General features: G+C 72.7%; 10 protein-coding genes. 7 read left to right on the top strand and 3 right to left on the bottom strand.

Annotated elements, in window-relative coordinates; all coding sequences use genetic code 11:
* Positions 1–24: 24 nt before the first annotated feature.
* Positions 25–585, top strand: coding sequence for a GAF domain-containing protein (locus ABZ721_RS13885; protein WP_358788836.1), 561 nt, complete (start codon positions 25–27; stop codon positions 583–585).
* Here ABZ721_RS13885 and ABZ721_RS13880 read toward each other — a convergent pair whose 3' ends face one another.
* Entirely contained in the window at positions 586–1851 is a 1266-nt protein-coding gene (locus ABZ721_RS13880) for an acyl-CoA dehydrogenase family protein (protein ID WP_358788835.1), read from the bottom strand. It lies immediately after the preceding gene.
* 322 nt (positions 1852–2173) lie between these two features.
* Between ABZ721_RS13880 and ABZ721_RS13875 the strand changes: the two genes are divergently transcribed.
* The 3 genes from ABZ721_RS13875 (at position 2174) to ABZ721_RS13865 (ending at position 5943) form a co-directional block, all read left to right on the top strand.
* Positions 2174–2737 carry a PadR family transcriptional regulator gene (locus tag ABZ721_RS13875; RefSeq protein WP_358788834.1) on the top strand — a complete coding sequence of 188 codons (564 nt, stop codon included), beginning with the start codon at positions 2174–2176 and terminating at the stop codon, positions 2735–2737.
* Between the two features lie 33 nt (positions 2738–2770).
* Positions 2771–4471: an acyl-CoA dehydrogenase gene (locus tag ABZ721_RS13870; protein ID WP_358788833.1), complete on the top strand. Its 1701-nt coding sequence runs from the start codon at positions 2771–2773 to the stop codon at positions 4469–4471.
* Positions 4472–4563: 92 nt separating this feature from the next.
* Entirely contained in the window at positions 4564–5943 is a 1380-nt protein-coding gene (locus tag ABZ721_RS13865; protein ID WP_358788832.1) for a VWA domain-containing protein, read from the top strand.
* A gap of 70 nt (positions 5944–6013) precedes the next feature.
* Here ABZ721_RS13865 and katG read toward each other — a convergent pair whose 3' ends face one another.
* Complete coding sequence (katG, locus tag ABZ721_RS13860) at positions 6014–8245, bottom strand: catalase/peroxidase HPI (protein ID WP_358788831.1); 2232 nt, start codon at positions 8243–8245, stop codon at positions 6014–6016.
* A 334-nt stretch (positions 8246–8579) separates the two neighbouring features.
* Between katG and ABZ721_RS13855 the strand changes: the two genes are divergently transcribed.
* The gene (locus ABZ721_RS13855) at positions 8580–8990 is read left to right on the top strand and encodes a Fur family transcriptional regulator (protein ID WP_358788830.1); all 411 of its coding nucleotides are present in this window, start codon (positions 8580–8582) and stop codon (positions 8988–8990) included.
* Positions 8991–9060: 70 nt separating this feature from the next.
* Here ABZ721_RS13855 and ABZ721_RS13850 read toward each other — a convergent pair whose 3' ends face one another.
* Entirely contained in the window at positions 9061–10374 is a 1314-nt protein-coding gene (locus ABZ721_RS13850; protein ID WP_358788829.1) for a serine hydrolase domain-containing protein, read from the bottom strand.
* Between the two features lie 414 nt (positions 10375–10788).
* On the opposite strand from ABZ721_RS13850, the gene ABZ721_RS13845 reads away from it, so the two are divergent.
* Both ABZ721_RS13845 and lanL read left to right on the top strand, forming a co-directional pair.
* Positions 10789–10950 (top strand): SflA family class IV lanthipeptide, encoded by a 162-nt coding sequence (locus ABZ721_RS13845; RefSeq protein WP_358788828.1) that lies wholly within the window; start codon positions 10789–10791, stop codon positions 10948–10950.
* A 42-nt stretch (positions 10951–10992) separates the two neighbouring features.
* Positions 10993–13563 (top strand): class IV lanthionine synthetase LanL, encoded by a 2571-nt coding sequence (lanL, locus tag ABZ721_RS13840; RefSeq protein WP_358788827.1) that lies wholly within the window; start codon positions 10993–10995, stop codon positions 13561–13563.

Here is a 13563-nt window from a genome sequence, read left to right as displayed (position 1 = left end):
ATGCCCGACCAAGGGAGGCCCGTCATGAGCTACGACCCCGCAGAGCGGCATCTGCTGATTCCCGAGGACACCGAAGCGGTGCAGCGCGACGAGCGGCTGCGCGCGATGGGTCTGACCGACCGCCCCGACGCGCAGCTCGACGAGTTCGCCGCCCGGCTCGCGGCGACCACCGGCGCCTCGTACGCCATGGTCAACCTCTTCGTGGACGGCCGGCAGTACTTCGCCGGGCTGCACACCCCCTCCGGGCCGCAGAACGCGCCCGCCGCGGACGCGGCCGCGGAGCCGGGCCGGGAGATGACGTACGACCAGGGCTTCTGTCCGCACGTGGTCAACCGGCGCAAGTCCCTGGTGCTGGAGGACGTCTGCGACTACCCGCGGTTCGCGGGGAACCGGGTGGTGGACGAGCTGGGCATCCGCACGTATCTGGGCGCCCCGCTCATCGACCACACCGGCACCACGCTCGGCACGATCTGCGTCGTCGACATCGAGCCCCGGCCCTGGGGCCAGAGCGGTCTGGAGACCATCAAGGCCCTGGCGGCCGAGGCCGTGGAGCTCCTCAAGCAGCGCGAGGCCGGACTCGCCTAGTCAGCCGCCCACCAGGTGGACCGGGGCGGCCGGGGCGACGGGTACGACCGGTTCGGGGACGAGCCGGTCGTCGTAGGCCCCGGGGGAGCGCACCGCGTCGGCGAACCGCTGCGACCACTGGCCCTTGCCCAGGCCCAGGGCCACCTCGCCCAGCCGCAGCAGCTGCACGTCGGAGGTGCCGGCCGGGGCGAAGATGTGGTGTGCGTCGCGGATGTAACGTTCCACCGGGCGGTCGGTGAACAGCCCTCCGGCAGCGTGCAGTTCCATCGCGTTGCGCGCCGAGTCCAGGGCGTACTCGACGTTGATCAGCTTCGCGTTCATCAGCTCCGCGTCGCAGGGCAGCCCCCGGTCGAGCAGATGCGCCGCATGATAGGCGGCCAGCCGTGCCGTCATCAGCCGCGACTGCATCTGGCCCAATTTGAGCTTGACGGGACCGACTTCGTGCAGGGGCTTGCCGTAACGGTGCCGTTCGGCGCAGAAGACGGCCGTCTCCTCGACCAGCGCGCGGTGGATCCCGAGCGAGACCGCCGTCAGGTTCGGCCGTCCGTACAGGACGCTGGAGGAGTACGCCACGGCCAGTCCGTCGCCCTCCGAGCCGAGCATGTTCTCCACCGGTACGCGGCAGTCGTCGAAGGTCAGCTCGCCGAAGCTGAAGCCGTGCAGGCCCATCGCCTCCTGGTGCAGGCCCAGGGTGACGCCGGGCCGCCCGGCCTCCACCAGGAAGGCCGACAGCCCGCCGGAGCCGCCGCCGGTGCGGGCGACGACCCCGTGCAGGTCGCCGACGTGGCTGTTGCCGACGTAGACCTTGCGGCCGTTGAGGACGTAGCAGTCCCCGTCGCGCCGCGCGCTCGCCGTCATCCCCAGGACGTGCCCGCCGGAGCCCGGCTCGGTCACCGCGATGGTCGGCAGGCACTCCCCGGCGGCGATCGCGGGCAGCCAGCGCTTCTTCTGCTCGTCGCTGCCGAAGTGCACGATCTTGGCGACCCCGAGCTGGGAGGCCTGCACCATCGCCCCCATCGCGCCGTTGACGCGCGCCAGCTCCTCGATGATGACGGTCTTGGCGAGGTGCCCCAGGCCCATCCCGCCGTACCGGGCCGGGATCGTGACCCCGATCCACCCCTGGGCCGCGATGAGCCGCGACAGGCCGTGCTGCACGGCCCTGGAGGACTCCATCTGCGGTATTCGGGGCCGTACCTCGGCCTCGGCGAACTCGCGGACTTCCTGTCGTAGACGCTCATGCCGCTGCGTAGTGAAGTAGCCGTGCAACTGAGCCTCCGTCGTGCATCGCCCGTCAGCCGCGGGTTCGGCGTCCAGGTCATAGGCCCACGCTGCCCCGCACAGGTCGACAGGTTCATGGTGGATATACGGAAGGCGCCATTCAAGATCGTTTGTTGGAATGGCTTGATCTCGACCTCTTGCCCACCCTCGAACGGTGTGCGTTCTCGCGCGTTTCTGGTGACCGCCGCTCTGCGGAGGCGCGCCCGTCACCCGGCTGTGCCCGGGTCCCGCCCGGCGGCGGCGTGATCCCTGTCTCAACCGGGCGGGGCGGCATTGCCTATGAAACTCGTTGCATAGCAGGATGCGGGGTATGGCCCTCGAGCACGCGATCCTCGTCTCCCTGCTGGAGCAGCCCGGCTCCGGGTACGAGCTGGCGCGCCGCTTCGACCGGTCCATCGGCCGTTTCTGGACCGCCACCCACCAGCAGATCTACCGGGTGCTGCGGCGCATGGAGACGGACGGCTGGATCGCCGCCGAGGAGGTCGCCCAGGACGGCCGGCCGGACAAGAAGGTGTACTCGGCCGCGGCGCCGGGCCGGGCGGCCCTGGCCGGCTGGCTGCGCGAGCCCGTCGCACCGGAGACCGTGCGGCACGAGCTCGCCGTCAAGATCCGCGCCGCCGCCTTCGACGAGCCGGCCGCGCTGACCTCGCTGACCTCCGAGGTCGAGCGGCACCGCGACAGCCACGCCGCGCTGCTGGCCCACTACCTCACCGGGGAGCGGCGGGACTTTCCCGACGGCGCCCCCGCGCCGCTCTCCCCGCAGCGGGAGCTGCAGCACGTGGTGCTGCGCGGCGGCATCGAGTACGAGCGGATGACCCTCGCCTGGCTGGACGACGTGCTCGCCACGCTCCACAGCATCGCCCACCCCCCCTGACCCTCGCCCTGACCCTCGTTCCCTGGAGTCGACATGCTCTTCAACCCGCGTACCTATGACCCCGTGCAGTTCGACGAGCGCACCCGACACCTGCTGCGCGCCACCGTCGACTGGTTCGAGTCGCGCGGCAAGAAGGCCCTCATCGACACCTACGTCGACCGCGCCTGGTACGGCGACTTCCTGGAGTTCGCGGCGAAGGAGGGCCTCTTCGCGGAGTTCCTCACCCCGTCCTCCGCGGACGGCTCGAAGCGCTGGGACACCGCGCGGATCGCCGAGCTGAACGAGATCCTCGGCTTCTACGGGCTCGGTTACTGGTACACCTGGCAGGTCACCATCCTGGGCCTGGGACCGGTCTGGCAGAGCGGGAACGAGGAGGCGCGGGCGCGCGCCGCCCAGCTCCTGGACGAGGGCCACGTCATGGCGTTCGGCCTCTCCGAGCGGACGCACGGCGCCGACATCTACTCGACCGACATGATCCTGACCCCGGACGGCGCGGGCGGCTTCACGGCCGGCGGCTCCAAGTACTACATCGGCAACGGCAACGTCGCCGGCCTCGTCTCGGTCTTCGGCCGCCGCGCGGACGTCGAGGGCCCCGAGGGGTACGTCTTCTTCGCCGCCGACAGCCGCCACGAGGCGTACCACCTGGTGAAGAACGTCGTGAACGCGCAGATGTACGTCAGCGAGTTCCGCCTCGACGACTACCCGGTGCGCGCGCAGGACGTGCTGCACACCGGCAAGGCCGCCTTCGACGCCGCGCTGAACACCGTCAACGTCGGCAAGTTCAACCTCTGCGCCGCGTCCATCGGCATCTGCGAGCACGCGATGTACGAGGCGGTCACGCACGCGGACCACCGGGTGCTGTACGGCCGCAAGGTCACCGAGTTCCCGCACGTGCGCCGCGAGCTGGCCGACGCGTACACCCGTCTCGTCGCGATGAAGCTGTTCAGCGACCGCGCCGTCGACTACTTCCGCTCCGCCTCGCCCGAGGACCGCCGCTACCTGCTCTTCAACCCGATGACGAAGATGAAGGTCACCACCGAGGGCGAGAAGGTCATCGACCTGATGTGGGACGTCATCGCGGCCAAGGGCTTCGAGGCGGACACCTACTTCGACAAGGCCGCGAGCGACATCCGCGGCCTGCCGAAGCTGGAGGGCACGGTGCACGTCAACCTCGCCCTGATCCTGAAGTTCATGGCGAACTACCTGTTCGCCCCGGCCGAGTACCCCGCCGTGCCGACCCGCCTCGACGCGGCCGACGACACCTTCCTGTTCCAGCAGGGACCCGCCCGCGGCCTGGGCGCGATCCGCTTCCACGACTGGCGCACCGCGTACGACGCGCACGCCCACCTGCCGAACGTCGCCCGCTTCCGCGAGCAGGCGGACGGCCTGTGCGAGCTGCTGCGCACCCACGCGCCCAGCGAGGCGCAGCAGCAGGACCTGGACTTCCTGCTGGAGATCGGCCAGCTCTTCGCCCTGGTGGTCTACGGGCAGCTGGTGCTGGAGCAGGCCGAGCTGACCGGCCTGGACACCGACGTGCTGGACGGGATCTTCGACGTCCTGGTCCGCGACTTCTCCGCGCACGCCACCGAGCTGCACGGCAAGAGCTCGACCACCGACGAGCAGGCCGCCTGGGCGCTGGCCCACGTGCGCCGCCCCGTCGCGGACGCCGGGCGCGCCGCCCGGGTCTGGGCGCAGGTGGAGGCGCTGTCGGGCGCGTACGAGATGCGCCCGTAGGACCGCTCCTCCAGGGGGCGCCGGGTGCGGCGCCCCCTCCGTGCGGGCCCGCACCGGTGGCCTTCTCCGGCCGGTGCGGCAGACTGGCGGACGTGACCTCGACACCTTCGCTCGGTAAGGGCGCCAACGTTCCCGTCGCCGCCACCGCCGTCCGCGCGGTGCTGACCTGGGACTCGGGTCCCGGGGTGCCCGACGTGGACGCGTCCGCGCTGCTCCTGACGGGCTCGGGGCGGGTCCGTTCCGACGCCGACTTCGTCTTCTACAACCAGCCCGAACACCCGACGGGCGCGGTGCGCCACGTGGGGTCGGCGGCCTCCGGCGAGGACGTGGTCGACGTGGAGCTCGGCCGCGTCGAGCCCGGCATCGAGCGTGTCGTCCTGGGCGCGTCCGCCGACGGCGGCACGTTCGGCCAGGTTCCCGGGCTGCGCCTGCGGCTCCTGGACCGGGCGACGGGTGCGGAGCTGGCGCGGTTCGACATGACGGCCACGACCGAGACCGCCTTCCTGGGCGGGGAGCTGTACCGGCGCGGGGACGGCTGGAAGTTCCGCGCCGTGGGGCAGGGGTACGCGTCGGGCCTCGCGGGCCTCGCGCAGGACTTCGGGATCAGCGTGGACGAGGAGCCCTCGGCGGCGGCCGTGCCCGTACCGCCGCTGCCCGTACCGCCCCCGCCGACGGGGCCCGCCGCTCCCGCGGCCACGCCCGCCCGGCTCACCAAGGGCGAGGAGAACCTGCCGGTCGACATGCGCAAGCGGCTCTCGCTGCGCAAGCAGCAGGTCGCCGTCAGCCTGCGCAAGCACGGGGCGGAGGGCGTGGTCGCGCGCGTCGTCCTGGTCCTCGACGCCTCGGGGTCGATGGCCGGGCTCTACACGCGCGGCACCGTCCACAGCGTCGTGGAGCGGATGGCCGCGGTCGCCGCACAGGTCGACGACGACGGCGAGATGCAGGCCTGGACGTTCGCCTCCAACCCGGCCCGGCTGCCCGACCTGACCGTCGGCGACCTGCCGCAGTGGCTGGAACTGCACGTGCGGGTGGGGCAGATCAGCCTCTTCGGCCGGAAGAAGCCGCCGAAGGGGCAGCGGCCGGGGCAGGTCGACATGCGCGTGGTCGGCATCCAGAACGAGGAGCAGAAGGTCATCGCCGAGGTCCGCGACTTCGTCCGCGCCAACCCGGCGCAGGCGCCGACCCTGGTGCTGTTCTTCTCCGACGGCGGCGTGTACCGCAACGCCGAGATCGAGCGGGAGCTGCGCGAGGCCGTGGAGGAGCCGGTGTTCTGGCAGTTCGTCGGTCTGGGCCGGGCCAATTTCGGGGTGCTGGAGAAGTTCGACACCATGCCGGGGCGCCGGGTCGACAACGTCGGGTTCTTCGCGGTGGACGACATCGACAAGGTCTCGGACGAGGAGCTGTACGACCGCCTCCTGCAGGAGTTCCCGTCCTGGCTCAAGGCGGCCCGCGCCGCCGGCATCCTGCGCTAGACGCGACGGCGTCCGGGCCGGCCCGCGGTGGGCCGGCCCGGACGCCGGACGGTCGGATCGTGCGGTCGGATCAGACGAGGTCGAACCGGTCGAGGTTCATGACCTTGTCCCACGCCGCGATGAAGTCCTTCACGAACTTCTCCTTCGCGTCGTCGCTCGCGTAGACCTCCGCGAGCGCCCGCAGCTCGGAGTTGGAGCCGAAGACGAGGTCGGCCCGGCTCCCGGTCCAGCGGACCTCGCCCGTCGAGGCGTCACGGCCTTCGAAGGTGTGCGCGTCCTCGGAGGTCGGCTGCCACGTCGTGTCCAGGTCGAGCAGGTTGACGAAGAAGTCGTTGGTCAGCGTCCCCGGGTTCGCGGTGAGGACGCCGAGCGCGGACTGCTGGTGGTTCGCACCCAGGACGCGCAGGCCGCCGACGAGGACGGTCAGCTCGGGGGCGCTGAGGTTCAGCAGGTTGGCCCGGTCGATCAGCAGGTACTCCGCCGGCAGCCGGTTGCCCTTGCCGAGGTAGTTGCGGAACCCGTCGGCGGTCGGCTCGAGCGCCGCGAACGACTCCACGTCCGTCTGCTCCTGCGACGCGTCGACCCGGCCCGGCGTGAAGGGCACCTCGACGTCGAAGCCGGCGTCCTTGGCCGCCTTCTCCACGCCGGCGGCACCGGCGAGCACGATCAGGTCGGCGAAGGAGATCGCCCTGCCGTCGGTCCGCTCGGCGTTGAACGCCTGCTGCACGCCTTCCAGGGTGCGCAGCACCTGCGCCAGCTGGTCGGGCTCGTTGACCTCCCACCCGCTCTGCGGCTGCAGGCGGACGCGGGCGCCGTTGGCGCCGCCGCGCTTGTCACTGCCGCGGAAGGACGCGGCCGACGCCCACGCGGTGGACACCAGCTGGGAGACGGACAGGCCCGACGCGAGGATCTTCGCCTTGAGGGCGGTCAGGTCCGCGGCGTCGACCGGCTCGTGCGTGGCCTCGGGGAGCGGGTCCTGCCACAGCAGCGTCTCGGTCGGGACCTCCGGGCCGAGGTAGCGCACGACGGGGCCCATGTCGCGGTGGGTCAGCTTGAACCAGGCGCGGGCGAAGGCGTCCGCGAACGCGGCCGGGTCCTCCAGGAAGCGGCGCGAGATCTGCTCGTAGGCCGGGTCGACGCGCAGCGCGAGGTCGGTCGTCAGCATCGTCGGCGCGTGGCTCTTCGCCGGGTCGTGCGCGTCCGGGACGGTGCCCGCGCCGCCGCCGTCCTTCGGCTTCCACTGGTGCGCGCCCGCGGGGCTCTTGGACAGCTCCCACTCGTGGCCGAAGAGGATCTCGAAGAAGCTGTTGTCCCAGGTGGTCGGCGTGTTCGTCCAGGCGCCCTCCAGGCCGCTGGTGATCGTGTCGCCGCCCTTGCCGGTGCCGAACGCGTTCTTCCAGCCGAGGCCCTGCTGCTCGAGCGGGGCGGCCTCGGGGTCGTCCCCGACGTTGTCCGCCGGGCCGGCGCCGTGGGTCTTGCCGAAGGTGTGGCCGCCCGCGATCAGGGCGACGGTCTCCTCGTCGTTCATCGCCATCCGCAGGAACGTCTCGCGGATGTCGCGGGCCGCGGCCAGCGGGTCCGGGTTGCCGTTGGGGCCCTCCGGGTTGACGTAGATCAGGCCCATCTGGACCGCGCCGAGGGGGCTCTCCAGCTCGCGGTCGCCGGTGTAGCGCTCGTCGTCGAGCCAGGTGGTCTCGGGACCCCAGTAGACGTCCTCGTCGGGCTCCCAGACGTCCGCGCGTCCGCCGCCGAAGCCGAAGGTCTCGAAGCCCATTGTCTCCAGGGCGACGTTGCCGGTCAGGACGAGGAGGTCGGCCCAGGACAGGCTCTGGCCGTACTTCTTCTTGACCGGCCACAGCAGGCGGCGGGCCTTGTCGAGGTTGGCGTTGTCCGGCCAGCTGTTGAGCGGGGCGAAGCGCTGCTGCCCGGCCCCGGCGCCGCCGCGGCCGTCGGAGATGCGGTAGGTGCCCGCGCTGTGCCAGGCCATGCGGATCATGAACGGGCCGTAGTTGCCGTAGTCGGCCGGCCACCAGTCCTGCGAGGTGCTCAGCACCTGCGCGATGTCCTGCTTCACGGCCGCCAGGTCCAGGGTCCGGAACGCGGCGGCGTAGTCGAAGTCCTCACCCAGCGGGTTGGCCACGGCCGGGTTCTTGGCGAGGATCTTCAGGTTGAGGCGCTCCGGCCACCACTGGCGGTTGCCGCCGCCCTGCGTCGGGTGCGGGGCGCGCTCGTGCGCGACGGGGCAGCCACCGGCGCCGCCCTCCTTCGCGTCTACGACGATTGCATCATGGTTCTCAGACATGGAATTCCTTCCGGACCGGACGGATCACGTGGCTCGGGAACTGGGGGGCGGTGGAACAAGCCGGGGCACGGGCGTCACCGTCGCGGAGGACATCGTGGAGCACGACGCGGGGGTCTCACCCGCGGGCCGGCACCGCGCCGTTCCTCGGCGGTGGTCCCGTCACGTTTCTGTCTCCTGCCGTACTGGAGGCTTCCTGTCCCTTGGCTATTGCCGGAACTGATCCTACGATGGACAGATTCCAAGTCAAGAAGCACGCCAGACGCATATCCAATCGGAACCCGGGCATCCATCGGTAAACTTCGGGTACCCCACCGAACCTGAATAGGTGAACCGTATGAGTGACCTGCTGGAACGACTGCGAGACCGTGGCTGGCGGATGACCTCCCAGCGACGTGTCGTCGCCGAGGTCCTCGACGGCGATCACGTGCACCTGACGGCCGACGAGGTGCACGCCCGAGCGGCGGAGCGGCTGCCCGAGATCTCCCGGGCCACCGTCTACAACACGCTCGGCGAGATGGTGGTCCTCGGCGAGGTCATAGAGGTGGCCACCGACGGCCGCGCCAAGCGCTACGACCCCAACGCGCACCACCCGCACCAGCACCTGGTCTGCTCCAGCTGCGGCACGGTCCGCGACGTGCACCCGACCGGCGACCCGCTGGCCGCCCTCCCCGCGCAGGAGCGCTTCGGCTTCGCGGTCTCCGCGGTCGAGGTCACCTACCGCGGCCTCTGTCCGTCCTGCGTCTAGGCGGACCCGCCGCCCGGCCCGGTGGCCGCGCGCCCTGACCGGCACGCACGGCCCCCGGACCGGAGCACCACTAGTGGCGTGCGACGTTCGGCGCGATGTCCTCGTAGAACGGGGCCGACGGCGCGGTCGCCGCGGAGCGCTGTGCGGACGGGGCCTGGGCGGCCGGGGTCTGCGGCGCGGGCGTCTTGCCGCAGAAGGCCGCTTCCAGGGTGTTGCCCAGGATCGTGTTGACGTTCCCGTTGTTGGACGTGTTGGCCATCGAGCTGACGCTGCGGCGGCCGTCGCGGGTGGTGAAGGCGTAGGAGTAGAACCCCTGCACGGTGCCCGTGTGGCCGTACACCGAGATGCCGCAGGACAGGTCGCGCTGGCGCAGGCCGAGCCCGTAGAAGCGGGTGCCGGAGGTGTCGCTCGGGGTCATCCTGAGCATCTCCGCCAGCAGGTCCGCGCTCAGCAGGCGGCCGCCCAGCAGGGCGGAGAAGAACCGGTTGAGGTCACGGGGGTTCGAGACCATCGCGCCGGCGGACTGGGCCCACGAGACCGTCTGGTCGGTGGAGTCGACCAGCGGGGCGCCCGCCTCGTCCGGAGTCAGGTAGCCGTTGATGTGCAGGCCGGGGATGGTGGCGCTCGGGTGCACGTACACGGTGTCGGTCAGGTGCAGCGGGCTGATGATGCGCCGCTGGTACTCGGTACGCACCGAGTGGCCGGTGACCTTCTCGATCAGGGCGCCGACGACCACGAAGTTGGTGTTGGAGTACTGGTACGCGGCGCCGGGCTTGGCCGTCGCGGGGTGCGCGATCGAGAGCTTGACCAGCTCCTGGTAGGTGAAGACCTTGTTGCGCACCGCCTCGAAGCCGGGGACGGTGTTCTCGAACATGTCGTTCGTGTAGTCCCACAGGCCGCTGCGGTGGGTCAGCAGGTGCCGGACCGTGATCGTCGGGTCGGGCAGCAGGCCGGGCAGGTAGGTGTCGACCGGCGTGTCCAGGGCGACCTTGCCCTCGTGGACGAGCTGCAGCAGGACCACCGTCGAGAACGACTTGGTGATGCTGCCGATGCGGAAGCGCGCGTCGGTGTTCATGGCCCGGCCGTTGGAGCGGTCGGCCACCCCGGCGGTCTCCCGGTAGACGCTCCTGCCGCCGTCGCCGTCGATGCGGGTCATCACTCCCGGCGCGCCGCCCGCCATCACCTGCGCGAAGACCTGGTGCAGGGCGTCGAGATCCGGCTTCGGCAGCCCGTCGCCGGGCGCCCGCCGGGCGGCGTCCGCCGCTGCGGCCGCCGTCGGGGTACCGGCCTGGGCCTGGGCCGCGAGGGCCGGGACCGAGGCGGCGACGAGAGCCAGCACCGAAGCGCCCATCGCCGCGCGCTTGCCGAACGTGCCTTGCACCATGACGCTCCTTGTTCCGTGGATGAGGACGCGGCCGTACGACGCTGTGCGGGGCACAGCGTCGCACCCGGCACCCCGTGCCCGGCGGGGGTCCGGGCACGAAGTGCCGGGTGACCGGCCGATCCGGTGATCATCGCAGCCGCGGGCGGGACTCCCGCGCATGCCGCGCACCTTCTCGCCCCCGAAGAGCGTCCGCTTCCGCGTTTGGTTCCACCCTTCGTGATCTCGTGCGGACGCCGGGCGCAAGTCGGCCGGATTACGCCGTTGCCCCGCCCGGGACGTCCCGCAGAATGTGAGGATCCCGTGGCCCGCACCGCCGTTCGGGCCGCGGTTTTCGGCCGCGGCGCGAGGGCGTGGACAGCCACGACGACGCCCGGTTCACGGATCGACCGCCCGCCCCTCCTCGAAAGGATCGCCATGAGCCCTGTGCAACTGGACATACGTGACGCCGGCCCGCTGGATCTGGAAGCCGAAGTGGAGGCGATCGACTTCGAGGACGAACTGGATCCCGGGCGCGGCGCCGAGGCGTGTCTGGCCGACCCCTGGGTCACCGCGACCACCCGGTTCTCCTGTGACTAGACCGGTCGGCCCGACCGGCGCGCCGGGGGCCGAGCCGGCCTGTTGACCGACCGGACGGACAGGAACGCGGCCGCCCCGGGGGAGCTGGGGCGGCTGCTCGACGCGCTCGTGGCCGGCCACGGGCGCCGGCGGGGCGCGGACGACGTCTGGCTCCACCTGTCCGATCCGCGGCTGCCCGCCGCGGAGCACGGCTGGAAGCTGCATGTCTCCGCCCGCTCGGAGGACTTCGCCGAGACCGTGGAGCTGCTCGTCCCGGTGCTGCTGCGCTACGTCTGCGACGCGAAGTTCGCGCGCAGTACGGCGGTGCTGGCCGAACTGAACAGCGGTGTCCGGGACCCCGCGCTGGTGGGGAAGGCCGTCACCGTCTATCCCCGCGGGCAGGACGTGGCGGCGCTCGGCCGGGAACTGGCCGGTGTCCTGGCCGGCCGCGCCGGGCCCCGGGTGCTCAGCGACCGCCGGGTGCGGCCCGACGCGCCGGTCTACTACCGCTACGGCCCCTTCCGGGCGCCCGCGGGGAGCGGGCCGGCGCTCGCCATGACCGGGCCCGGCGGGCAGGACTTCGCCGCCCGCGCGAGCGCCCGCTACCGCCAACCGCCTTGGACCCAGGACCCGTTCGGGCTGCCCGCACCCGGATCCGGACGCTCGGCCGCCCGCCTGGTCGGTGGCCGGTACCGGCTCACCGCGGGCATCGCGCGGTCCCCGCACGGGGACGTCTACCGCGCCGTGGACACCGTGACGGGCGGTGCCGTGGTGGTGAAACAGGCCAGGGCGTACGCCGGTGAGGACGCGCACGGGGCCGACGCGCGGGACCGGCTGCGCCACGAGCGGGCCGTGCTCGCGGCGCTCGACGGGCTGGACGCGGTGCCCCGGGTCGTCGACCACGTGCGGCACGGCGAGGACGAGTACCTGATCACCAGTGACTGCGGCCCGCGCGACCTGCGCCGCGACGTGCGCGAGCACGGGCCCTACGGTGCCGCCGCCCATCCCACCGGGCGTCAGGCGGCGCCGCTGGCGCGCCGGTTGCTGGCCGCGCTCGACGCCGTGCACGCCCGGGGCGTGGTGGTGGGCGACCTCAAACCGGACAACGTGGTCATCGGCCCGGACGGGTCCTGTCGCCTTGTCGACTTCGGCATCAGCACGCTGGGCGCGCACCGGCCGGACGGCGGGACACCCGGCTACAGCCTGCCCGTGTACCGGCCCGGAGCGCCGTCGCACCCCGCGGACGACCTCTACGCACTCGGTGCGACCCTGCACCACGCGCTGACCGGCATGGACCCGGTGGTCATCGACCCGGACCGGGCCGTCAACCGCGACCGCACGCTGGCCTGCCTGGGCGCCGCACTGCCCGGCCCCGCCCACCGCCCGCTCCGCACGCTGGTCGCGGGGCTGCTCAGCCTCGACCCCGCCCGGCGCACGGCCTGCGCGGCCCGGCTGCGGGCCGGCCTGCCCGAACCGATCGCCGGCCGGCGGCCGCCGGCCGCGCCACGGATCACCACCGGTCTGCTGGACGACGTGATCGCGTCCGTCGTCGCCGACTGCGTGCGCGCCTCGCGGGCGGACGCCGCCCCGGACCACGACTCCACGGGGGCCGCGGTGACCCTGTACGCGGGCGCGGCCGGAGTGGGCCTGGAACTGCTGCACCACACCGACCGGCCCGCAGTGCCGCGGGCCGTCGCCGACCTGGCCCGCCGCGTCACGGAGTACCGGGGGTCGGCGGCCCTGACCGACGCCCTCTACACCGGCCGCACCGGGATCGAGCTGTTCCTGGCCGCCGCGCGGCCGCTCCCCGGGCCCGCGGGCCCCGAGGCGTACCCGCTCCCGCACGGCGACGGCAGCGGCGACCAGATCGGGGGCGCGGCGGGCACCGGAACCGGACACCTCATCCTGGCGCGCACCGCCGCCGACGCCGGAAGAACGGAGGCGGCGGCCGCCCACCGGGCAGCCGCCGGGCGCTGCGCCCGGGAGCTGCTGGACCGGCCGGACAGGCCAGGGGAGCAGGAGCCGAGGCGGCCGCAGCCGGCCTCGCTCGCCGCCTACGACCACGGCTTCGCCCACGGCCGGGCGGGCATCGTCCACTTCCTGCGCGCCTACCACCGGGCCACCGACGACCCGGCGGCCGGCGCCGCGGCCCGGTCCGGCCTCGCGGAACTCGCCGGGGACACCCCCGGCCTGCTGGCCGCGGCCGAACTCCCCGGCGCCTCACGGCGCTACGGCTCGTGGTGCCGCGGCCTGGCGGGCATCGGCGCCGTCCTGATCGAGGCGGGCAGCCGGGACGGCGACGGCGAGCTGCTCGAACTCGGCCTGCGCTGCGCGCGGGTGTGCCGCGCCCTCGCACCCCGGATGAGCCTGGTCTCCCAGTGCTGCGGCCTGGCCGGCGTCGGCGAGCTGCTCATCGACGCGGCCGTCGCCACGGGGGACGACGGCCGCTGGCGGGACGCGGCGGACGTGGCGGGGCTGATCCTGGCCCGCAGCGGCGGCACCGCCCGCCGGCCGCTGCTGCCCGACAACACCCTCACCGCCACCGGCTCCGGCTGGGCGACGGGCGGTGCCGGGGTGCTGTCCTTCCTGCGCCGGCTGCGCGACCGCGGCGGCCGGCGGCTGTGCGCCGGGTGA

Origin of the sequence: Streptomyces sp. NPDC006733, from assembly GCF_040636125.1 — a bacterium.
Classification (GTDB): Bacteria; Actinomycetota; Actinomycetes; order Streptomycetales; family Streptomycetaceae; genus Actinacidiphila.
Note: the sequence above shows the minus strand (reverse complement) of the source record. Positions and strands in the feature narration are given on the sequence as shown.